The sequence below is a fragment of the Neobacillus dielmonensis genome, assembly GCF_000612665.1.
In the GTDB taxonomy this organism is placed as follows: Bacteria; Bacillota; Bacilli; order Bacillales; family Cytobacillaceae; genus Neobacillus; species Neobacillus dielmonensis.
In genome coordinates this window covers 35,429-56,360 of the sequence record NZ_HG942084.1, presented here as the reverse complement: position 1 = coordinate 56,360, position 20,932 = coordinate 35,429, and the positions used below count along the sequence as shown (strand labels likewise).

23 protein-coding genes are annotated in these 20,932 nt (G+C 39.8%); 16 read left to right on the top strand and 7 right to left on the bottom strand.

Features of this window, described 5'->3' with window-relative positions:
* Nucleotide 1: 1 nt before the first annotated feature.
* Together BN2425_RS21490 and BN2425_RS21485 are read right to left on the bottom strand one after the other, a co-directional pair.
* Nucleotides 2-286 (bottom strand): hypothetical protein, encoded by a 285-nt coding sequence (locus BN2425_RS21490; RefSeq protein ID WP_042464037.1) that lies wholly within the window; start codon nt 284-286, stop codon nt 2-4.
* 74 nt (nt 287-360) lie between these two features.
* On the bottom strand, nt 361-1,554 hold the full coding sequence (locus BN2425_RS21485) for an MFS transporter (protein ID WP_406603211.1): 1,194 nt from the start codon (nt 1,552-1,554) through the stop codon (nt 361-363).
* Between the two features lie 219 nt (nt 1,555-1,773).
* Here BN2425_RS21485 and BN2425_RS21480 point away from each other — a divergent pair, with 219 nt between their 5' ends.
* Genes BN2425_RS21480 through cysC (BN2425_RS21460) form a run of 5 tightly spaced genes read left to right on the top strand, consistent with a single transcriptional unit; the run spans nt 1,774 to nt 5,651 of the window.
* The gene (locus tag BN2425_RS21480) at nt 1,774-2,541 is read left to right on the top strand and encodes a phosphosulfolactate synthase (RefSeq protein ID WP_042463991.1); all 768 of its coding nucleotides are present in this window, start codon (nt 1,774-1,776) and stop codon (nt 2,539-2,541) included.
* Nucleotides 2,526-3,056 (top strand): histidine phosphatase family protein, encoded by a 531-nt coding sequence (locus BN2425_RS21475; RefSeq protein WP_042463989.1) that lies wholly within the window; start codon nt 2,526-2,528, stop codon nt 3,054-3,056. The genes BN2425_RS21480 and BN2425_RS21475 overlap by 16 nt, the downstream gene beginning before the upstream one ends.
* Nucleotides 3,057-3,086: 30 nt before the next feature.
* Nucleotides 3,087-3,797 carry a phosphoadenylyl-sulfate reductase gene (locus BN2425_RS21470; RefSeq protein WP_042463987.1) on the top strand — a complete coding sequence of 237 codons (711 nt, stop codon included), beginning with the start codon at nt 3,087-3,089 and terminating at the stop codon, nt 3,795-3,797.
* 43 nt (nt 3,798-3,840) lie between these two features.
* Nucleotides 3,841-5,004 carry a sulfate adenylyltransferase gene (gene sat / locus BN2425_RS21465; RefSeq protein WP_042463985.1) on the top strand — a complete coding sequence of 388 codons (1,164 nt, stop codon included), beginning with the start codon at nt 3,841-3,843 and terminating at the stop codon, nt 5,002-5,004.
* A gap of 53 nt (nt 5,005-5,057) precedes the next feature.
* Complete coding sequence (gene cysC / locus BN2425_RS21460; protein ID WP_042464034.1) at nt 5,058-5,651, top strand: adenylyl-sulfate kinase; 594 nt, start codon at nt 5,058-5,060, stop codon at nt 5,649-5,651.
* A 10-nt stretch (nt 5,652-5,661) separates the two neighbouring features.
* Here cysC (BN2425_RS21460) and BN2425_RS21455 read toward each other — a convergent pair whose 3' ends face one another.
* Nucleotides 5,662-6,279 carry a YitT family protein gene (locus BN2425_RS21455; RefSeq protein ID WP_042463982.1) on the bottom strand — a complete coding sequence of 206 codons (618 nt, stop codon included), beginning with the start codon at nt 6,277-6,279 and terminating at the stop codon, nt 5,662-5,664.
* A 259-nt stretch (nt 6,280-6,538) separates the two neighbouring features.
* Nucleotides 6,539-6,898, bottom strand: a complete 360-nt coding sequence (locus BN2425_RS21450) for a carboxymuconolactone decarboxylase family protein (RefSeq protein ID WP_042463980.1) — start codon at nt 6,896-6,898, stop codon at nt 6,539-6,541.
* Between the two features lie 355 nt (nt 6,899-7,253).
* Between BN2425_RS21450 and BN2425_RS21445 the strand changes: the two genes are divergently transcribed.
* The gene (locus tag BN2425_RS21445) at nt 7,254-8,723 is read left to right on the top strand and encodes a PAS domain S-box protein (RefSeq protein WP_052352988.1); all 1,470 of its coding nucleotides are present in this window, start codon (nt 7,254-7,256) and stop codon (nt 8,721-8,723) included.
* A gap of 206 nt (nt 8,724-8,929) precedes the next feature.
* Nucleotides 8,930-10,810: a molecular chaperone HtpG gene (htpG, locus tag BN2425_RS21440; protein WP_154663581.1), complete on the top strand. Its 1,881-nt coding sequence runs from the start codon at nt 8,930-8,932 to the stop codon at nt 10,808-10,810.
* 273 nt (nt 10,811-11,083) lie between these two features.
* Here htpG and BN2425_RS21435 read toward each other — a convergent pair whose 3' ends face one another.
* Nucleotides 11,084-11,974, bottom strand: a complete 891-nt coding sequence (locus tag BN2425_RS21435) for an MBL fold metallo-hydrolase (protein ID WP_042463976.1) — start codon at nt 11,972-11,974, stop codon at nt 11,084-11,086.
* A gap of 100 nt (nt 11,975-12,074) precedes the next feature.
* Nucleotides 12,075-12,944 (bottom strand): cation diffusion facilitator family transporter, encoded by an 870-nt coding sequence (locus BN2425_RS21430; RefSeq protein ID WP_042463974.1) that lies wholly within the window; start codon nt 12,942-12,944, stop codon nt 12,075-12,077.
* A gap of 313 nt (nt 12,945-13,257) precedes the next feature.
* Here BN2425_RS21430 and BN2425_RS21425 point away from each other — a divergent pair, with 313 nt between their 5' ends.
* The 8 genes from BN2425_RS21425 to BN2425_RS21390 all read left to right on the top strand — a co-directional run bounded on the left by BN2425_RS21425 (nt 13,258) and on the right by BN2425_RS21390 (nt 19,896).
* Nucleotides 13,258-13,413, top strand: coding sequence for a YezD family protein (locus BN2425_RS21425; RefSeq protein WP_264757830.1), 156 nt, complete (start codon nt 13,258-13,260; stop codon nt 13,411-13,413).
* An 81-nt stretch (nt 13,414-13,494) separates the two neighbouring features.
* A complete protein-coding gene (locus BN2425_RS21420; protein WP_042463973.1) occupies nt 13,495-14,211 on the top strand; it encodes a phosphoadenylyl-sulfate reductase in 717 nt (238 codons plus the stop codon).
* A 6-nt stretch (nt 14,212-14,217) separates the two neighbouring features.
* Entirely contained in the window at nt 14,218-15,318 is a 1,101-nt protein-coding gene (locus tag BN2425_RS21415) for an inorganic phosphate transporter (RefSeq protein WP_042463970.1), read from the top strand.
* A gap of 1 nt (nt 15,319) precedes the next feature.
* A complete protein-coding gene (gene sat / locus BN2425_RS21410) occupies nt 15,320-16,468 on the top strand; it encodes a sulfate adenylyltransferase (protein WP_042463968.1) in 1,149 nt (382 codons plus the stop codon).
* 12 nt (nt 16,469-16,480) lie between these two features.
* A complete protein-coding gene (gene cysC / locus BN2425_RS21405) occupies nt 16,481-17,080 on the top strand; it encodes an adenylyl-sulfate kinase (RefSeq protein WP_042463966.1) in 600 nt (199 codons plus the stop codon).
* A 31-nt stretch (nt 17,081-17,111) separates the two neighbouring features.
* On the top strand, nt 17,112-17,849 hold the full coding sequence (locus BN2425_RS21400; RefSeq protein WP_042463964.1) for a sirohydrochlorin chelatase: 738 nt from the start codon (nt 17,112-17,114) through the stop codon (nt 17,847-17,849).
* 126 nt (nt 17,850-17,975) lie between these two features.
* Complete coding sequence (locus BN2425_RS21395; RefSeq protein ID WP_042463962.1) at nt 17,976-18,818, top strand: aldo/keto reductase; 843 nt, start codon at nt 17,976-17,978, stop codon at nt 18,816-18,818.
* A gap of 190 nt (nt 18,819-19,008) precedes the next feature.
* Entirely contained in the window at nt 19,009-19,896 is an 888-nt protein-coding gene (locus BN2425_RS21390; protein WP_042463960.1) for a YitT family protein, read from the top strand.
* Between the two features lie 55 nt (nt 19,897-19,951).
* Here the strand turns inward: BN2425_RS21390 and BN2425_RS21385 are convergent, their stop codons facing one another.
* Entirely contained in the window at nt 19,952-20,407 is a 456-nt protein-coding gene (locus tag BN2425_RS21385) for a CBS domain-containing protein (protein WP_042463958.1), read from the bottom strand.
* A gap of 224 nt (nt 20,408-20,631) precedes the next feature.
* Here BN2425_RS21385 and BN2425_RS21380 point away from each other — a divergent pair, with 224 nt between their 5' ends.
* A complete protein-coding gene (locus BN2425_RS21380) occupies nt 20,632-20,895 on the top strand; it encodes a hypothetical protein (protein WP_154663580.1) in 264 nt (87 codons plus the stop codon).
* The last annotated feature ends 37 nt before the right edge of the window (nt 20,896-20,932 follow it).

Here is a 20,932-nt window from a genome sequence, read left to right as displayed (position 1 = left end):
TTTATTTGTCTTCTTCATCACCATGTAGTTTTATTTTCTGGCAGCCAATATATAAACAGGAAAATACTTCAACATCTGGTTTAGCTTTAGCCAACCCCTTTATGTAAGGAGTCACCAAGTCCTTAAAATCTTCTCCGACACCTTCTTCTTCTAAAATTCCATATACATACAACTTTTTTTCATCAAACAAGAAGGCCACATTTCCAACCGCCTTGTTTTCAGAATCTACAACATTTAACACTTGAAATTGTGGAGTAATGACCTCTGGAGAAAAATAAATTTGCAACAAAATTCACTCCCTTTTTTGGATTGGCAATACTTTTTTAAATGAAGGAAACGCCTCGCCGGCGCTTCCACTTTCTAAGTGAACTGCAGTTTTTCAAATAGAGTATCATTTTCTTTAGACGATTTTTCCTTCTTTGCAACATGGATCAGAACGAGACATAGAAGAGCACAAAATAGTGTTAAACCTGCAGTGATTAAAAACATGCCAGTTCGAGACCATTCCATTAAGGTTCCAAAGATTGGCGGCCCGATGGCAACCCCTAAGAAACGAACAGAACCATATAAAGAGGTGACAAACCCCCGGCGGTCTGTCGGAACAGAACCAGTAATAAAGCTGTTAATGCACGGAAGTACTAATCCAGTTCCAATACTGCTGACCACTAAAACGGAAAAGAATGGCACAAGGCTTTTAAAGAAGATCAGGCATGCAAATGAGGCCGTCATCAATAAAAGACCTAAAATTATTAACGACTTCATCAATCCCATTCTTTTTCCAATTTTGCTCCCAGTAATGTAGGAAGTGGTTGTCATAAACAGCAGTGGAATCGCCAGGATTCCCCCTTTAAGCAACCCATCAATGCCATGTTGTTTTTCAAGAATATCGGAAATGTAAAATAAAATACCAAATAGCGTAAACAGGCAGGTCGCTCCGGTCAAGTAGGCAGCAAATAGCCACCGACCTTCTGTTTTAAAGACACTAGCCAACCCTTTCACATATTTACCGACAGGCGGTGGTTCCTTTTTTGCTTTTTTCTCTTTGATAAAAAAGATCGTTAGTAATATAGAGATTAGGCAAAAAATCGGGAAGGCAAAAAAAGCAGCGTACCAGAACAACAGGGCAAAAAGGGAGCCTAGGATTGGGCTGATAACCTTGCCGAATCCATTTGATGCTTCGACCAAGCCCAGAACTTTACTTTGTTCACCGCCCTTAAACAAGTCACCAGTTAACGCCATGGCAATCGGTGCAGTACCTGCAGCACCAATACCCTGCATGATTCTTCCCGCTAATATCCAAGTATAAGCACTGGAAAACCAAGCAGATGCTGCCCCCGCTAATAGGCCGCCGCTCCCATATAAAATAAGTGCCGGTATAATCACGGCTTTTCGAGAGAACCGGTCGGATAAATAACCTAAAACAGGAATAGAAATAGCAGCAGCGATGGAAAAAACAGAAATCACCAAACTAACCTTAAACTGTGAAATATCTAACTCAGTCTTCATCTTTGGGAGAAGCGGAATCAACATTGAGTTTCCCAGAACCAGAATCATGGGGATGGAACTGATGGCTAAAATAGTCAAGCCTTTATGCTTTTGTTTTCCCAAAATGCACACTCCTAACTGTGAGAATAAGCCTCCATTATTGTTTGATTTGCTACAAAAGTTTATTCAAGGCATTTGCCTAATTTATAAGAAAAAAGGCCTATTATTTACACATTCACCCAGTTTTTGAATAGTCTATTTTAGAAAAAAAGAGGAGGCGCTTTGCCTATGGATTTTTTAACCTTACCACAAAGGACCACAGGAAAACGAACCTATGGCCTAACTTCCGTTGTGGATTTTGGCACTCCCATAGGGGAACTGAAACACATTCTTGTCGACTATGGACACCTCATTGACATTGCCAAAATAGGTATTGGCTCTGCATATCTAACACCTAATTTAAAAGAAAAGATTAACTTATACAAAGAGCATGATATCCGTCCGTATTGTGGTGGCACATTATTTGAAAAATGTTATTACCAAAACAAAATCCCGGAATATATACTTTTCTTAAAATCCCTGGGAATTGAATGGATCGAGGTGTCGAATGGGACATTGGATATTTCCATTCAAGACCGCCTCCATTTAGTATCCAAGTTAAAAAAACATTTTCATGTCATTGCTGAGGTTGGTTCCAAGGATTGCAATAAAGATATGGACATATCCGAATGGAAGAATGAAATTGAACAGTTACTAACAGCAGGATGTGAATACGTCATAACTGAAGGTCGAGATTCAGGTACTTCTGGAATTTATGAAAAAAGCGGAACCATTAAATTTGATTTAATCCGAGATTTAATTAAAGATGTCGATCCTAACAAAATTATTTTTGAGGCACCTTCCTCGAAACACCAAATGTATTTTATAAAAGAAGTCGGGCCCAATGTGAATTTAGGTAATGTGAAAATTCAGGATGTTTTAGTACTAGAAACACAGCGCGTAGGATTGCGAAGTGAAACATTCTTCATGGAGGACATTGAATGCAACTTACTTTAATCAGGCATCTACCTACGGAATGGAATAAAAAAACATGGCTTCAAGGGAGGCGGGATATTGAAATATCACCATTAACGGAGGAGTACCAGCAAGGCATTATTCATAATCAACAAGTATTACGAAATCTCGCTCCATTTGAACTTGTTTTAGCGAGCAGCTTAAAACGGACCCACCAGACAGCCATGGCTTATGGATTTCAGCCAGAAACAGAAGGGCTGCTAGACGAATTGGATTTCGGACCATTTGAAGGAATGTCAAAACAGACTTTATGGGATCAATATGGTGATCAATGGAGGAATAATCCGAAAGACCTAATTCTGGGTGAACGGGTTGGAAATTTAGAGAGACGAGTGGTTTTGTTTTTAGAGAAATATAAGAATCATTCAAATGTATTAGCATTTGGACATGGCTCATGGATTAGAGCGATGCTCTCCTATGTAGAGTATGGGGATATCAATTTTATGAATCAGCGTGATCTTGGCAACAATGCTTGCGTGACATTAACGTTACCCTAATAAATGACCAAATATAGGAGGGGATGATGGTTGTCAGTTGTACTTACCTATGAATCCTGGGAACAGGAGAAGATTAGCAATATTTTAAGTCAGCAACCTGACTTTTTAGATATTATCAAATGGGCCTATCAAGAATATAACGATGATATTGTATATGCATGCAGCTTTGGTGCAGAAGGGATTGTTTTAATTGATTTAATTCATAAAGTCAAAAAAGATGCCCGAATTATTTTTCTAGATACTGGACTTCATTTTCCCGAAACTTACCAATTGATTAACCAGGTGGAAACGAAATACCCATCGTTAAAGATCCAAATGGTGGTACCTAAATTATCCTTGAAGGAGCAGTCTGAGCAGTTTGGTGAGGAGTTATGGAAGCAAAATCCTAATCTTTGCTGCCAATTAAGGAAGGTGGAACCGTTAAGGGAAGCATTAAGCGGTGTTAAAGCTTGGATATCGGGGTTAAGAAGGGAGCAATCCCTTTCGAGAAGCCAGACAGATTATATAAATAAAGATGAGAAATTTAAAAATATAAAGGTTTGTCCCTTGATTCATTGGACCTGGAATGATGTCATGACCTATATTGACCTAAATCAATTGCCTTATAATCCTTTGCATGACAAGGGATATCCAAGTATAGGCTGCGCACCATGCACTCAGCCCATTGGTGATTCAACGGATTCCCGAGCGGGGCGCTGGGCAGGTCTTTCCAAGACCGAGTGCGGGTTGCATCAGCAGTAAACAATCGGGAAAAACGTATAACTAGTTTGGAGGAGGGTATCAGTTGAAAAAGAGTATCCCGCATGGCGGTAAATTAATCAACCGAATTAACTTGGAATATCCTATTGATTTTTCAGCCAACTATGTCGAATTAGATAGGCTTGAATTAAGTGATTTAGAGCTAATAGCAAATGGGGCTTATAGCCCGCTTGAAGGATTTATGGGAGAAGATGATTACAATTCGGTTGTTGAACAGATGAGACTTGCAAATGGACTACCATGGTCTTTACCCATCACCTTGGCTGTGAGTCAACGAAAGGCTCGTACACTGGCAATTGGGGAAACCATTAATCTTGTCCATGAGGGAGAAGTTTTTGGAATCATGAAAGTGACCGAAAAGTTTTTTCCTAATAAACAATTAGAAGCGAAAAGTGTTTACAAAACAACCGAATTAAAGCATCCAGGGGTTAAAAAGCTATATGAGCGCCCTGAGGTTTATATGGCTGGTCCGATTACTCTAATTAATCGTCCTAATAAAGGCGTTTTTGAATCGTATTTTTTTGACCCAGTCCAAACGAGAAAGAAGTTTCACGAATTAGGCTGGAGAACGGTAGTGGGATTCCAAACACGAAACCCCGTGCACCGAGCACACGAATATATCCAAAAGTCTGCACTAGAAACCATAGATGGTCTTTTTTTAAACCCGCTAGTTGGAGAAACGAAGTCAGACGATATCCCTGGTGAAATCCGCATGAAGAGCTACCAGGCACTCCTTGAAAATTATTATCCTGCCGACCGTGTACTATTATCCGTATTTCCAGCAGCAATGCGATATGCAGGCCCTCGAGAAGCCATCTTTCACGCTATTGTCCGTAAAAACTTTGGATGCACTCATTTTATTGTAGGAAGAGATCATGCCGGCGTAGGAGATTATTACGGGACATACGATTCACAAAAAATCTTTAGCTGCTTTGAGGAAGAAGAACTGGGCATTACTCCGATGTTTTTCGAGAATAGTTTTTACTGTAAAAAATGTGAAAACATGGCCTCGGAAAAGACGTGTCCGCATGAGAGCGAGCATCGCGTGGTTTTATCAGGGACAAAAGTAAGAGAGATGTTAAGGAATGGAGTGCAGCCTCCAAAGGAATTCAGCCGTCCGGAAGTCGTAGAAATCCTTATTGCAGGCATGAAGGAAGTATATGAAAGTGAAAATTCTCCAATTAGCTAACAAATAACCATTTATCAGTTTAGCCAAATAAACAGAGGGTGTAGATAATGGGAATGAGCAAAAATATTACATGGCATCAAACCACTGTCACAAAAGCAGACCGTCATCAAAAATACGGTCATAAAAGCTGTGTCCTATGGTTTACAGGACTTTCAGGTTCTGGAAAATCTACGTTGGCCAATGCTGTTGATTATGCCTTATTTGAAAATGGCATAAACAGCTATGTACTTGATGGGGATAATATCCGCCATGGCTTAAACAAGGATTTAAGCTTTGGGGCTGGTGACCGCAAAGAAAATATCCGCCGGGTTGGTGAGGTTGCCAAACTATTTGTTGACAGTGGGCAAATCGTATCTTCTGCGTTTATCTCCCCATTTCGGGAAGACAGAGAGTTAGTAAGAGACCTGTTTGAGCCTGACGAGTTTATTGAAATTTATTTGTATTGTCCAATTGAGGTATGTGAAGACCGGGACCCAAAAGGGCTTTATAAGAAGGCACGAAAAGGGGAAATCCCTGAGTTTACTGGGATTTCCTCCCCATATGAGCAGCCCAAACAGCCGGACATTAAAATTGAAACCGATAAAGTAACGATAGAGGAGTCTGTTACTTTTATTATAGATTACCTAAAGAAAAGGAAGATCCTTTAATGTGGTCTTCTTATCTTTTCCTCCAATTGGCAGATAAGAAAAATAGGTTTTGGAATTTTAATTCATAAATAAAATCAATGATATTAGTCGAGAAAAACTGGCAAACAACGGCATACAAAACAATTTTATAATCGATAACTAGTGATGTTAGCAAAAATATAAGAAGGTTAATGCCCATCATGACTTTGCCGGGGCTCCAATTTTTGTAATTGGCAATCATTAAAGCAGGAATTACCATTCCACCACTGGATGCGCCGGCGCGAATTAGTAATCCTACGCCAATCCCAAAGAAAATACTGCCAGCTCCAATATCAAAGAATGTATGAAAATGAAGGTGCGGAATAGTGCTTGTCAGAATGGTTACCACAGTGGAGGTAGTTGCTACTGAAAAGATCGTCCGCAAGGTCCAAGTGTAGCCAAAGTATTTTAAGGCAAACAATAAGAAGACGATGTTAGCCAGCCACAAAGAAAACCCAAGCGACAAGTGGAACCAGTGATTTAATAGAATGGCAATGCCCGCTGCCCCTCCGGAGGGGATAGAATGAGGAAATAAAAACAATGACATCGACATTCCTTGCAGGGTGGCGCCAAGCAGCAGGCAAAAATACGTCAAAATAGTTCTTTTCATCGGTAATAAAATTGTTCTCTATCTATATTAGATTTTTTGGCCACTTTCATACCTCCTATAACCGCCTCCTTGTCCATTTTATGAGACGACCATTAGGATTATGAAGGAAGTGACATAAAAATAATCAGTTTACCCAATTGGTGTAACCCCACTAAAAGCGAGCTAATAAGCATAAAATAAGAGCGCTGGACCAGATGGATCCTGCGCTTTTTGAATTTTGCTTATAAGTTGATATTGAGAAACCTGGTGATATCTCTTTTTAATGGCTTATTTGATTAAAGTCATCCATTGCCTGCTGTACTAGGGTAACAGCCTGACTCATTGCGGCACCGCCACCGAAAGCAGCAGTCACACCAACGGCCTCTAAAATCTCCTCTTCAGAACAACCTTGGTCTAAGCAGCCTTTAAGATGATAAATAATGCAATATTCATCTTGAGAATGAAGGGCGATCCCCAAGGCAATCAACTGCTTCTGTTTTTGGCTTAATTGTCCTTCCTGAAAGCAAATTTCGGTAAATTCATTGTATGCTCTGGCAAGCTGAGGCATTTTTTGGGTAAACGTTCCAACTCCTTGTTTGTATTGCAGCAATGCCTCTTGTGTTTGGTTTTGAGCTTCCAAAACAGTCACTCCTTTTGTCGTTTTATCTCGGGTTAGCTGACTATCCCTACTTAATATATTCTTAATTGTCTATTATTACTCGATTATGTTTATTAAGTATGAGCAATGGAAAATGGTGGATTACAAAATAGTTTTTTTAAAAATTTTCCCAACATTTTTTGTCAAGATTCGAGTCTGTAATAAGCTAGAAACATATTGAAAATCTATTAATGAACCATTACTATTATAGTAGGATAAAAGAAATATGACGAACGTTGTTGAATGATTGTACAGTAGTGATCCTAGACATGCACCAAATTAGAACAGCTTCTAATTTGGTTGTTTTTCAATATGAAGAAAGGATCTATAAATTCAGATGAATACATCTATTTTAAAAATAAAACAACACAAACGGGACTTGTTGGAAAACCATATCAAGGGAAGTTTGAATCAATACAGTTCATTATTTGGCTGTGATTCCGACGCCATCTATGTGATGGACCTAGACGGTTTCTTTTTGCCGTTAAATCCAGCTTGCGAGCGGATATTTGGGTATGATCCACAGCGGTTCTCGAAACTGACCTATATGAAAGTGGTCACGGTAGAACACTTAGATCGGGCTCTTTCCTTTTTTTATAAGGCCTTAGAAGGAAAGTTACAAAATTTTGACTGTCAGGTGATCCATCAGAATGGGGCTATTATAGATGTGAATATTACCAATTATCCAATTGTCGTAGACGAGGAAATTATTGGTGTATATGGTATCGCTAAAAATATAACTGAAATTAAACAGCGCAGGAGAAGGTTAACCGAGGAAATTCAGCAAAGAGAAGAAGTTTATCGGGAAATTGTCGAACATTCCCCTGATGCTGTAGTAATAGCAAAACACGAACAGATACTTTTTGCGAATAACACGGCGCTTCACTTAGTAGGTGGCAAGGAAAAATCAGAAATTATTGGGCGCAATATCTATGACTTTTTACTCAGTGACTATAAAAAAATTATAAAAGAACGTGTAAAACTAGTCGAAACAGGGAAGATTGTCGATTTTATTGAAATACAGCTAGTTCGTCTCGATGGTGAGATTATGGATGTAGAAATAAAGGCAATTCCCGCCATCTATCAGAATGAGCCTGCACGTCATATCATTATCAGAGATATAACGGAGAAAAAGCGAACCCAAAAAATGCTGCTGCAATCTGAGAAACTTACAGTTGCTGGGCAGCTGGCTGCGGGAATTGCCCATGAAATAAGGAACCCTTTAACAGCCATTAAAGGTTTTCTTCAATTAATGGAATCCGATAAAAATGTAAAATCCACTTACATTGATATTATTAATTCAGAGATGAACCGAATCGAGCAAATCCTCAGCGAATTATTATTGTTATCGAAACCACAAGGACAAAAGATTAAGGAAACCAGCATAATAAAGATCTTACAAAACGTGAAAGCACTTATTGATGCGCAGGCTATTTTAAATAATACCAATGTGACAATTAGCTGTACAACTAAAATCCCTCATTTAGTCTGTGATGAAAATCAATTAAAGCAGGTTTTTATCAATTTATTGAAAAACTCCATCGAAGCAATGCCCGATGGTGGTACTATAAACATTGAAGTTGATAAGTATAATGAGAATAGTGTGATGATTACAGTATCAGATCAGGGCTCTGGAATTGCAAATGAGCATTTAGACCATGTTGGGCAGCCTTTTTTCACGACTAAGGAAAATGGGACTGGTCTTGGGTTAATGATTAGCATGCAAATTATTAAAAACCATAATGGGACCTTTCATATATCTAGTAGTCCAAACGGAACCATCATTGAAATAACACTCCCGCTTTAAGAGTGGAAGACGAACAATAGGAGACTGTTGTTCGTTTTTTTTTTAGGGGTTTTGTTAAGTTCTTGTGATTCCTATTGACTCATTTATCAAGATATGGTATTAAAGTATTTGTTAGCACTCTCTTAATCTGAGTGCTAAAAGTTTGAAGATTGTCGAACAGATGATTTATAATCATATTTGAAATGAAAAGTAGAGGAGTGGATATAGTGGAAACGAAAGAGTTTAAAGCCGAATCTAAGCGTTTATTGGATATGATGATTAACTCTATCTATACTCATCGGGAAATTTTCCTTAGGGAGTTACTTTCCAATGCAAGTGATGCGATTGACAAAATTTATTATAAAGCTCTTACAGACGATACGTTAACGTTCGACAAAGATGAATACTACATAAAAATCGAGGCAGACAAAAATACCCGTACCCTGAAAATAACTGATACAGGTATTGGTATGACCAAGGAAGAATTGGAAAGCCACTTAGGTACCATCGCTAAAAGTGGTTCACTTGCCTTTAAATCAGAAAATGAGTTAAAAGATGGACATGACATTATCGGACAGTTTGGAGTGGGTTTTTATTCCGCCTTCATGGTAGCTGATACCGTAACAGTTATTAGTAAAGCACTGGGCAGCAATGAAGCCTATAAATGGGAATCAGCAGGTGCGGAAGGCTATACCATCACACCTTGTGAGAAAGATTCAGTGGGTACAGACATTATCTTAAAGCTAAAAGAGAATACCGAAGATGAAAACTATGATGAATACCTTGAAGAATATCGTTTAAAATCCATCGTTAAAAAATACTCTGATTTTATTCGCTATCCTATCAAAATGGATGTTACCAAAAGCAGAAAGAAATCAGATAGCGATAATGAATATGAAGAATATCAAGAAGAAGAAACCATCAACAGCATGGTTCCGATTTGGCGAAAGAACAAATCGGAATTGACCGATGAGGATTATAACAATTTCTATATGGAAAAGCATTATGGCTTTGACAAACCACTTAGGCATATCCATATTAGTGTAGATGGTGCAGTCCGATATAACGCCATTTTATATATTCCGGAGAAGATCCCATTCGATTATTATTCGCCAGAATATGAAAAAGGCTTAGAACTTTATTCCAGCGGCGTCCTCATCATGAACAAATGTGCTGATTTGCTTCCTGATTATTTTAGTTTTGTCAAAGGTATGGTGGACTCTGAGGATTTGTCTCTCAATATTTCCCGCGAGATGTTACAGCACGACCGCCAATTGAAACTGATCTCCAAAAATATTAGCAAAAAAATCAAAAGTGAGCTCACTAGCTTATTAAAAAATGACAGAGAGAAATATGAAGAGTTTTACAAAGCCTTTGGCAGACAGCTGAAATTTGGTGTATATAGTGAATTCGGCACCCATAAAGAGGAATTGCAAGATCTGTTAATGTTCTACTCTTCAAAGAAGAAAAAACAGGTAACCTTAGACGAATACGTATCGAGAATGTCTGAAAGTCAAAAGTTTATTTATTATGCGACTGGTGACACAATCGAAAGAATTGAGAAGCTGCCGCAAACAGAATTGGTGGCAGAAAAAGGATACGAAATTCTTTACTTCACCGATGATATCGACGAGTTTGCTATTAAAATGCTGATGGCATTTAAAGATAAAGAATTTAAGAATGTGGCAAGCGGAGATTTGGGCATTGAAGCGGATGAGGTAGAAAAAGTCACCGCCGAGGAAGAAAAGGAAAACAAAGAATTGTTTGAGTTTATGAAAAACCTTTTATCGGGGAAAGTAAAGGATGTTCGGATTTCAAAACGGTTGAAATCGCATCCGGTTTGTTTAACGGCAGATGGAGAAGTATCGATTGAAATGGAAAAGGTTCTAAATATGATGCCAAACAATCAAAATGTTAAGGCGGATAAGGTTCTAGAAATTAACGTCCATCATGATGTCTTTGCTTCATTAAAAGCAGCGTTTGAAAATGATAAAGATAAGTTAACACTATATACTCATCTGCTTTATAACCAAGCTTTATTAATTGAAGGTTTGCCAATTGAAGATCCAGTGGACTTTACGAATGATATTTGCAAAATTATGGTTTAATTAATTAGAAAAGGCTGTTTTGGTAGATGTTGTTGGTTTCCTTATTTGTCATACTGATAAAGTGTGTCTTCTAATACGATTGATCGGACCGAATTCTGTCGCATCAAGGCTATTAACTACTGGTCTCGTGATTTTCCAGAGAGTTTGGTGGTATTTGCCAGGAGTTCGGTCTCTAATAATAGGTAACTCTGTTAACACTTCTTCCGATGATCGATGAATAGTAACAATTCATAGAAAAGAGCATTAGAAAAAGGGTGGGAGGCGAATGACATGTCATTGCTTCTCACCCTTTTTAATTTTTGCAGGTTTAGGCAATTGCCCATCTACATATTTTCCGTAATCAGGAATGGCAAGCTTGTCAAACTCTTTTGTAAGCCTTGATAAGCCGTTCGATAAAGCCTCCCCTGACATCGGTAAACCATGTCCGGTAACGGCAGCAGCAGGCTTTAATGCCTCCAATTTTCGTACCGAATTCCAAGCTTCTTGCCAGTCGGTTGTCAAATACCGCGGCGGGCCATTTAATTCTTGTTCCTGTGTCATGACCTTGAATAATGCATCCTGCCTAACGGTTATAAACGCGTCACCAGCAATTAACATCCTGTCAGAGTCTCGGAAAAATGATACGTGGCCAACCGAGTGTCCTGGTGTGTGAATCCAGCGGAAACCAGGCATATCTGGGATACTGCCATCTGCAGGAAGTGCTGCCACATGATTTCCGAGATTAATCGGCTGGGTCGGGAACAGCGGGGACATTTTGGCTACCAAGCCGCCTTCAACAGTAGGATCTGGTTCTGGGTAGCTTTTTTTGTCTGTTAAGAAGGGTATTTCTAATTCGTGCGCATAAACCGGGACTTCCCAGTTCTGCACCAGTTCCACAATCGCCCCTACATGATCGAAGTGGCCATGGGTAAGAATAATGGCCTTGGGAGCGGCACCTGCCCCGTATCGCTCTTCAGTAACCCTAATAATTTCATCCGATGAGTGAGGCATCCCTGCATCTACCAACACAAATTCATTAGTATTGGGATCTCCTACAAAAATGATATTAACAATTTGGATAGTGTAACAATAAATGTCCGGTGAAACCGATATTCCAACACCGCTCCCAATGGAAGTAGCGGGAATGAATTTGTAATCACTCCCATAGGATAATTCTTTCTCCATGAATGTGGCTCCTTGTCCTGTAAAATTAACAACTATGAGTAGTTTTACACAACAGGTAGTCCATTTATTCTAGGATATGGCTGCTATGAGGGCTAGGAAATTAATTCGGTTCCACATGGACATTTACATCAAATACATCATGTTCTTTTCTCAATTCCGTTTCGACCTTATCAGCGACATCATGGGCGTCACGTACGTTTAAATTTGAATTGACCAGAATGACGATATCAACCACTGCACTGCTGCCATAATTTCTTGCTTTCAAGTCCTTTATTCCCTTTACTCCGCTAATTCCTTGAACGGTTACTTTGAATGCATCGATTTCATTTACATCAAAACCATCCGTTAATCGATGCGAAGAATCGCGGAAAATATCCCATGCTGTATGACAAATGAGCAGGCCGACAACAACAGCGGTAACGGGGTCTAGCCATGGGAGGTTTAACTGCGCACCTAGAATTCCGAGGGTTGTCCCAATACTAACCCATGCATCTGACAGATTATCCTTTGCAGCAGCCATAACTGCCTGGCTGCTCGTCTTTTTTGCAAGGGTTCGATTGTATCGGTAGACAAGATACATGACAACGGCACATAACAATCCGGTAATAGCGGAAATAGGGTCTGGTGATGTTTCCTTTCCTTTGACAACGGTTGAAACTGCTTCGAATAAGACGCCAATGCCAACAGCCATCATAATAAAGGAAGATACCATCGAAGCGACTGTTTCTGCTTTCCAATGTCCATAGGGGTGATCATCGTCTGCGGGTCTTTGGGAAACTCTTAACCCAATAAATACGACAAGAGAAGATACAATGTCGGTAGTATTGTTTAATCCGTCCGCTTTTAAAGCTTCAGAATTTGCCAAATATCCAACAATAATTTTTAGGGCGGCTAAGAAAAGGTAAACCGCTATACTGATGATGACACCTTTTTCCCCTTTTCTTAAGCTCAAATATTTTTCTTGGTCCATTGTTTTTGCCTCCACGAATACTCCTACATAATCTTAACAAGCATGTAGCAAGTGGGTCTAGAGCAACGTTTTTAGTTAGTTCTTAAATTTATATTTAAAGTAAAAATAGTTTCAGGCAGGAAACAATTAAGGCATTAATTTACAATTCCTCCGTTTGAAGAGCAGCAGAACAAACCTTTTGACAGATAGAATTAAATTTTTATAATATTTCAAGTTATTATATTGACAAATTCCTATTGGTATAATAGGATTAATCTCAACCAATAAAAAATTCTTTTCCTGATATGTTTTTTATAGAGGGGGGGCGAATCGGCTGAAACCATCTGAATGGAAAGAAATTGCCGAGCATGTTGAGAGAATGCTTACGGATATCCAGTTTGGATCCATTACATTAGTTGTACAGGACGGCAAGGTCGTCCAAATTGAAAAAAGCGAAAAGGTTCGTCTTCAATCAAATAAACCACGCTGACTAGACAAACTAGAGGCGGTCTAACACCAAAGGATGGTGGAAGACTGCCTTTTTTTATTGAAATATTAGGAGGTTTTGAAAATGACTAGCTTACTAACCTATGAAAATTGGAACCAAATATCAGATTCCTTCTCCATAGATAATAAAACGAAAGGTGCCTTAGCGGTTCTGGAGTGGGCTTATCAGCATTACCCAGAAGATCAAATTGTTTATTCATCCAGCTTTGGAGCTGAGGCAATTGTATTAATTGATTTAATACAGCAAGTGAAACCCGATGCTCATATTGTGTTTTTAGACACAGGGCTGCATTTTCTCGAAACCTATGACGTAATCGATCGGATTGAGGCACGGTTCCCGTCCTTGAAAATTGAAAGAAAACAGCCGTCATTAACATTAGACGAACAGGCGGCACAGTATGGCACTGCGCTATGGAAGCGGGATCCGAACCAATGCTGTCACATCCGCAAAGTCCTGCCGCTTCGTGAAACGCTAACAGCAAAGCAAGCTTGGATTTCCGGGCTTCGCAGAGACCAGTCTCCTACAAGGAAGGATACTCAATTCCTTAACAAGGATGAGAAATTTAAGAATATCAAAATATGTCCGTTAATCCATTGGACATGGGATGAAGTTTGGGAATATATCCGCAGTAAAGATCTTCCATATAACCAATTGCATGATCAAAATTATCCAAGTATCGGCTGCTTCCCATGCACCCAGGCAGTTGAGGCGGGCGGAGATTCCCGTGCCGGACGGTGGTCCGGGAGCAGTAAGACAGAGTGTGGCTTGCACACGACGTAAGGGGGGATTCCTACGGTAACCATCATTGCTATAACCATTGGATTATTTTTTGCAGTCAATATTGGTGCTAGCGGTGCAGCTGCCTCAATGGGAATTTCCTATGGTGCAGGGGTTGTAAAAAAACAATTAGCACTATTTCTCTGCTCCATAGCTGTTTTCCTGGGGGCATACCTTGGAGGAGGAGAAGTTGTCAAAACCATTGGCAGCGGTATTGTTCCCAGCAGCACCTTTACCAATGCCATTGCCTTAATCGTGTTAGCATCGGCAGCTCTATCTTTATTTCTGGCTAATGTGTTTGGCATACCATTATCGACCAGTGAAGTAGCTGTAGGAGCAGTGGTTGGTGCCGGTATTGTTTATCAATCTGTATACGTAAGCCATCTCATTTGGATCGTTCTTTTCTGGCTGTTATCTCCTGTTGCGGCTTTTTTTATCGCAGTTGCTGCTGCCAACTTATTAAAGTTAAAAGCATTGCAGGCATGGCTAGCGAAACCGAAGGCCGGTCCAGTGCTAGCTATATTGGTTGTTTTTATGGGTTTATTCGAAGCCTTTTCCGCGGGGATGAATAATGTGGCAAATGCTGTTGGTCCCTTAGTCGCCGCGTCCTTAATGACCAAAGGGCACGCGGTTCTCTGGGGTGGCATAGCAGTCGCTGCCGGTGCTTGTTTTTTCGGACACCGAGTGATTGAAACAAACGGAAAGAAAATTACGGCACTTCGGCTGGAAGAAGGCTGTATCATTTCGGGAACGGGAGCCAGTATTGTGACAACTGCATCATTATTTGGGATCCCGATTCCTCTTACACAAATCACCACATCTTCCATCATTGGCATTGGTTTTGCTAAGCAGGGGAAAGAAGTACTAAAAAAGGATATCGTGGTGCAGCTTTTGACTGTTTGGGCTGTTTCACCGGTATTATCCATGGTACTCTCTTATACCATTATTCAATTGGTGATTGAACAGAATATTTATCCAATCGTTGTTATGATCGGTGTGATTATCTCCGTTTTTGGGGTGATTTCTTTGATGAAGAAGACCCCCGCAATTGGAGCTCTAAATAAATCAAATGTAGCAGAAATGAATAATACTTTAAGGAAGGTTGATTAACATGTCATTTTTACCAAAACCACATGGAGGAAAGCTCGTTGATGCATTTAATCCTAACTATAATGTAACCGAGGTTGTAAAAGATATTGAGATTGATGCTATTGCGTTAAGTGACCTGGAGCTTATTGGCATTGGATTATTCAGTCCGCTAACTGGCTTTTTAGGAAAAGAGGATTACGACTCGGTTGTGGAAAATATGCGGTTGGCAAACAATACGATTTGGTCGATTCCAGTCACACTCCCTGTATCCTATGAAACTGCTGAGACTTTATCGGTCGGTGAGGAATTCAAACTCACATATGGTGGTGAGGTTTATGGAGTGATTAAGGTTTCTGAATGGTACGAACCAGATTTAGAGAAAGAAGCCTTAAATGTATACAGAACAACCGAATTAGCGCATCCAGGCGTGAAGCGGCTGTTCGAAAGAGGACCTGTTTATGTTGCTGGGGACGTAGTCCTTGTCAAGAAATCGGATAAGGGTGTCTTTGGCGATGTTTGGTTTGAGCCGAAGGAAACTAGAGCATTATTTGAAGAAAAAGGTTGGAAAACCATAGTAGGATTCCAAACTAGAAATCCGATTCATCGTGCTCATGAGTACATTCAAAAAGCTGCATTAGAGACAGTAGATGGACTTTTTGTTAACCCACTTGTAGGGGAAACCAAGTCAGATGATGTCCCCGCTGAAGTACGGTTAAAAAGCTATCGGGTACTGTTAGATCATTATTATCCAAAAGAGCGGGTACAACTTGGTGTTTATCCTGCCGCCATGCGATACGCTGGACCGAGAGAGGCCATTTTCCATGCAATAGCCCGTAAGAACTTCGGCTGCACACACTTTATTGTCGGTCGTGACCATGCCGGTGTTGGTAATTACTATGGTACCTATGATGCCCAACATATTTTCAGCAACTTTACAGAGGAAGAACTAGGAATCAAACCATTGTTCTTTGAACATAGTTTCTATTGCACAAAATGTGAAGGAATGGCTTCAGATAAGACCTGCCCGCATGGCAAAGAAGATCGCGTTATTCTCTCTGGAACCAAAGTACGAGAAATGCTTCGTGCAGGAGTATTGCCTCCATCAACATTCAGCCGCAAAGAGGTTGTAGAAGTCCTAATCGAAGGCATGCGAGAAAAAACCACGGTGTAAGGAGAACAAACAATGACTAAATCAACGAATATTACATGGCATGAATCGACGATTACCAAACATGACAGGCGTGCGCAAAATGCCCACAGCAGCTGTACCCTATGGTTTACCGGGCTCTCTGGTTCAGGTAAATCAACTATTGCTAACGCCGTATCGAACGAATTATTTCGATTGGGAATTAATGAATATGTACTTGATGGTGATAATATCCGCCATGGCCTTAACAAGGATCTTGGATTTTCCGAGCACGACCGGACCGAGAATATCCGCAGAATTGGCGAAGTCGCAAAGCTATTTGTGGATAGCGGCAAAATTGTAACAACAGCCTTTATATCGCCATTTCGTTCGGACCGAGACCAAGTACGCGCCCTGTTTGAAGAAGGAGAATTTATCGAGGTTTATATTGATTGTCCAATTGAAGAATGTGAGCGCCGCGACCCGAAGCAGCTTTATGCAAAAGCCCGCCGGGGGGAAATTAGGGACTTTACTGGGATTGATTCTCCGTATGAAGCGCCGAAAAAACCTGAAATCACCATTGATTCATCAAAAGTTACAGTTGACGAAGCGGTTGGACAAATATTAAATTATTTAAGAGATAACAATATTATTTAATCGCTTTTTAAGGAGAAAGGGGTACGCTGCAATGAGAGCAATTCTATATATTGGCCACGGAACCCGTTCAAAAAAAGGTGCTGAAGACGCGAAGGCATTTATCCATCGCGTGATGGAGAGGATTCCTGTGCCGATTCAGGAAATAAGTTTCCTTGAACTAACGGAGCCGTTCATAGGTGAGGGCTTTAGGCGCTGCGTACAACGTGGAGCAACGGAAATTACCGTTGTTCCTCTTTTTCTATTAGCTGCAGGGCACATTAAGGAAGACATACCTGCCGAGTTATCTTCCTTAAAAAGACAATTTCCTGAGGTAACCATAGACGTACGAGACCCGTTTGGGGTACAAGATAAAATATTGGATGGAATAATGGAACTGGTCCGGGATATAGTCGTGGATTTGATGCCACAGGATTCTATATTAATTGTGGGCAGGGGAAGCAGTGACCCTAGCGTCCATACTGCCTTTTCACAAATTGCAGATGGATTACAAAAGCGGCTCGGGATTGAGCATGTATCTGTTTGTTACTTAGCAGCTGCAGAGCCACGGTTTCAGGAAGGTCTAAATACTATTTCTAATAGAACTTTTAATGGGCGTGTGATTGTGATTCCCTATTTATTATTTTCCGGACTTTTATTAGCAGAGGTAAATCTAGAGGTCCGAAAAAGGCAAAAGCAGGGGCAGAAAATCATCCACACAGGTCCGCTGAGCAGCCATCGAATAATTGAAGATATAGTCATAGAACGGGCCATTGGGTCAGTAGATAATTGAAAAACTAGCAACAGCGCTTCGTCAAGAAGTGCTTTTTTAATGCTAAATAAATCATGTATAGGTAAAATAAGAAACAGGACATAATAGTTTCGTCCTGCCTTAATACATATTGAAAGGAGAATAAAAATGCCCAATAGTTTAACCGCTACCACCACATTACATAACGGTGTAAAAATGCCATGGTTTGGTCTTGGTGTTTTTAAAGTCAAAGAAGGTTCAGAAGTAATTGAATCTGTAAAAGCAGCTATAAAAAATGGCTATCGCAGCATCGATACTGCCGCTGTTTACCAGAATGAAGAGGGAGTAGGGCAAGCCATTCGCGAATCCGGTATAAATAGGGAAGAATTATTTGTCACCTCCAAGGTCTGGAATAGTGACCAAGGCTACGAGTCTACTCTCCAAGCTTATGAGACAAGCTTAAAGAAATTAGGCCTAGAATATTTAGACCTATACTTAATTCACTGGCCTGGTAAAACAAAGTTCAAGGAAACATGGAAGGCGCTAGAAAAACTATACAAAGATGGACGTGTACGGGCAATTGGTGTGAGCAACTTTAAAGTTCATCATTTAGAGGAATTATTGAAAGATGCGGAAATTAAGCCCATGGTCAATCAAGTGGAATACCATCCACATTTAACTCAAAAAGACCTTTTAACCTATTGCCAAAATCAAGGTATCCAGCTTGAGGCATGGTCGCCATTAAAACAAGGCCAATTAATAAGTGATCCAACTATTAACGAGATTGCAGAAAAGTATGGTAAAACAGCCGCACAAGTTATTTTACGGTGGGATTTACAAACTGAGGTTGTCACAATTCCAAAATCGATTAAAGAGCACCGTATCATTGAAAATGCCAATATTTTTGACTTTGAGCTATCCCAAGAGGACATGAAGAAAATTGATGCATTAAATAAAGATGAGCGTGTCGGATCCGATCCAGACACAATGAGTGCAGGTTTTGAGGATTAATGTAACGGCCAGAATCAGCGGAGTGTAGTTCCTCCGCTGGTTCCCTTTAGAATTTTTGATTCATTAAATATGAACAAAGGTTCACAAATTATGGGGAAAATGGTAAAATATAAGTATATTTTACATGTTTTATAGGATTGAAGGATTAATTTTAGTAACATCTTCAAAGTAAATAGCGAGGAGTGGTTGAATGACAGAATTTGAAAAAACACTGATTCAACAGCATCGTAAACTGCCGTTATCAAAGATCATATTTCGGATTATCGCGATCACCATAGGAGCTATCCTCATGGCAACAGGACTAGAAATATTTTTGGTTCCGAACAACGTCATTGATGGAGGGATCACCGGTATATCGATTATGATCGCTCATATTACCGGCTGGAAATTAGGACTATTTCTTTTCATCCTTAATCTTCCATTTGTTTTTATGGGTTACAAACAAATGGGAAAAACGTTTGCTTTTTCAACTATTTACGGAATTATTGTTTTATCCATTTTTACCTCTTTTTTTCACCCGATTCCCCCTTTCACTGAGGATATTCTCTTAGCTACTGTTTTCGGAGGAATGATTTTAGGAATAGGTGTTGGGCTGGTCATCCGCAATGGTGGAGCATTAGACGGCACCGAAATCCTTGCTATCGTCGTAAACAAAAAGGTTCCTTTCTCCGTTGGTCAAATTATTATGTTTATGAACTTTTTCATTTTGGGAGCAGCCGGTTTCGTGTTCTCTTGGGACCGCGCGATGTATTCTTTGTTAGCATATGTAATTGCCTCTAAAGCCATCGATACTGTCGTTCAAGGACTGGAAGAAACCAAATCAGTCTGGATTATCAGTGACAACGCAGAAGCAATCGGCACTGCTGTAAATGACCGATTAGGCAGAGGTGTTACATATTTAAATGGAGAAGGCGCCTTTACTGGTGAGAATAAAAAGGTTGTTTTTAGTATCATTAGCAGGTTAGAAGAATCCAAATTAACCACAATCGTCGAGGAAATTGACCCTTCCGCCTTTCTTGCAATTGCCGATATTGCTGAGGTCAGGGGCGGTAATTTTAAGAAGAAAAACATCCACTAACACTGCTAATAGAAAGAGGGTGGTGCATGTATGCACCATCCTCTTTCTATATGTCTTAAAGAAGGGCTTTAAAGCTATTCCGTATGACGTCTCCACGGCTGATGATTCCTACCAATACACCATTTCGTTCGACAGGAACCTTTTTGATTTGTTTTTTTCCTAGTAATGCCGCAATGACTTCGATTTCATCATCCCATGAAACTTTAATGACTTTTTTCTTGGCGATTTCCTTCACATTTAAGTCCAACAGCCGTTTTTCACGTTCCTCAAATTCTTCCTGGTCACCCTTAATGACAAATGTATAGTAGAAATTATCTACGATTCGATCCTCGTGTTTGCCGATGTATCTCAGGATATCTCCATCACTTACATACGCGATTACTTCGTTTCTGTCGTTAACAACAGGAAGTCCACTAATTCGGTACTTAATAAACTTTTCAATCACTGACCTTACAGTTTCATTTTCCTTTACTTTATGAACGTTGGTAATCATCATTTCATGCGCTAACATTTGATTGCTCCTTTTACAATACAGGTTTTGTCATGTTGATTGTATTATACCTCTACTTACGGGTTCTTCAAAATGGCTTTCATGATAGATCCATCTTGACAGTAGGGGGAATTTTATATAACCTGATAGGCTAAACCACCAACCTGCATGTATCAACAATGAATAAATTGTAAGACAAAGGAAAACAAGAAATTTTTTTGCCAGAAGAAACAGGAGGGGAAATGGTGGAAAGCTACTGGCTGGGTTTTATATATGGTGAGTGGAGCTTATTTTTGGCAGGAATTATTCTTTGGGGATTAATTATCGTTTCTGTGTTGTCATTTATTTGGGGGCTATGGAAAAAGTCAGGTAACGCATTCTTGATTAGCGGATTTGCCTTTCTTTTCCCTGCCATTATTTTAGCAACGCAGGGTGGCTGGTCTATTTTATATCTATTATTAGTTTTACTAGCATTTTATTTAAGTCATTACGTGAAGAAAGAATCATAACTAAAAAAGGAGAATCCTAGTCAGTGGGATTCTCCTC

Bases quoted from the DNA above. Each gene is read 5' to 3' on its own strand.
- BN2425_RS21485 (WP_406603211.1), bottom strand. From the start codon at position 1,554: ATGATTCTGGTTCTGGGAAACTCAATGTTGATTCCGCTTCTCCCAAAG.
- BN2425_RS21480 (WP_042463991.1), top strand. From the start codon at position 1,774: ATGGATTTTTTAACCTTACCACAAAGGACCACAGGAAAACGAACCTAT.
- BN2425_RS21475 (WP_042463989.1), top strand. From the start codon at position 2,526: ATGCAACTTACTTTAATCAGGCATCTACCTACGGAATGGAATAAAAAA.
- cysC (WP_042464034.1), top strand. From the start codon at position 5,058: ATGAGCAAAAATATTACATGGCATCAAACCACTGTCACAAAAGCAGAC.
- BN2425_RS21455 (WP_042463982.1), bottom strand. From the start codon at position 6,279: ATGAAAAGAACTATTTTGACGTATTTTTGCCTGCTGCTTGGCGCCACC.
- BN2425_RS21445 (WP_052352988.1), top strand. From the start codon at position 7,254: ATGAATACATCTATTTTAAAAATAAAACAACACAAACGGGACTTGTTG.
- BN2425_RS21435 (WP_042463976.1), bottom strand. From the start codon at position 11,974: ATGGAGAAAGAATTATCCTATGGGAGTGATTACAAATTCATTCCCGCT.
- BN2425_RS21430 (WP_042463974.1), bottom strand. From the start codon at position 12,944: ATGGACCAAGAAAAATATTTGAGCTTAAGAAAAGGGGAAAAAGGTGTC.
- BN2425_RS21420 (WP_042463973.1), top strand. From the start codon at position 13,495: ATGACTAGCTTACTAACCTATGAAAATTGGAACCAAATATCAGATTCC.
- sat (WP_042463968.1), top strand. From the start codon at position 15,320: ATGTCATTTTTACCAAAACCACATGGAGGAAAGCTCGTTGATGCATTT.
- cysC (WP_042463966.1), top strand. From the start codon at position 16,481: ATGACTAAATCAACGAATATTACATGGCATGAATCGACGATTACCAAA.
- BN2425_RS21400 (WP_042463964.1), top strand. From the start codon at position 17,112: ATGAGAGCAATTCTATATATTGGCCACGGAACCCGTTCAAAAAAAGGT.
- BN2425_RS21395 (WP_042463962.1), top strand. From the start codon at position 17,976: ATGCCCAATAGTTTAACCGCTACCACCACATTACATAACGGTGTAAAA.
- BN2425_RS21390 (WP_042463960.1), top strand. From the start codon at position 19,009: ATGACAGAATTTGAAAAAACACTGATTCAACAGCATCGTAAACTGCCG.
- BN2425_RS21385 (WP_042463958.1), bottom strand. From the start codon at position 20,407: ATGTTAGCGCATGAAATGATGATTACCAACGTTCATAAAGTAAAGGAA.